This is a genomic window from Nguyenibacter vanlangensis, from assembly GCF_013376155.1.
Classification (GTDB): Bacteria; Pseudomonadota; Alphaproteobacteria; order Acetobacterales; family Acetobacteraceae; genus Gluconacetobacter; species Gluconacetobacter vanlangensis.
The window spans coordinates 1-556 of sequence record NZ_JABXXP010001240.1; the positions used below are offsets into that span (position 1 = coordinate 1).

2 protein-coding genes are annotated in these 556 nt (G+C 71.4%); both read right to left on the minus strand.

Features of this window, described 5'->3' with window-relative positions; all coding sequences use genetic code 11:
• The coding region (locus HUK84_RS23450; protein ID WP_176642064.1) for a hypothetical protein at positions 1-140 on the minus strand (140 nt) is incomplete at its 3' end.
• Positions 140-556, minus strand: a 417-nt coding sequence (locus HUK84_RS22360; RefSeq protein ID WP_176642065.1) for an ATP-binding cassette domain-containing protein, incomplete at its 5' end; no start/stop codon positions are given. The genes HUK84_RS23450 and HUK84_RS22360, both read right to left, overlap by 1 nt.

Sequence of the window (556 nt, forward strand, 5' to 3'; positions counted from 1 at the left end):
GCCCCGCCGGCGGGCGACGGCGCGGCGGATTCCTCGACGATGCTGTTCCACGCGCCGCAGGATTCGCACCGCCCCGCCCATTTGGGAAACACCGCCCCGCAGGACTGGCAGACGAAATGCTGAGCCGGCCGGCGGGCCACTAGCGCCGCAATTCCATGCTGATCGGCCCCTCGCGCCGGCCGTGGGTAAACTGGTCCACGATCGGATTGCCGCTGTCCAGCAGCGCGCCCGCCGCCCCCTGCCAGATCAACCGGCCCTGGTACAGCATCGCCGCCTGGTCGCCGATCCGCTGGGCGGACGCCATGTCATGGGTGATCGCGATCGCCGTCGATCCCAGCCGCCGCACGCAATCGACGATCAGCCCGTCGATCACCGCCCCCATGATCGGGTCCAGCCCGGTCGTCGGCTCGTCGAAGAACAGGATGTCCGGCTGCCCGGCAATGGCGCGGGCCAGGCCCACGCGCTTCTGCATGCCGCCCGACAATTCGGCGGGGAACAGCGCCCCCACCGACGGGTCCAGCCCCACCTGCTCCAGCATCCGCCCGGCATGGGCGCG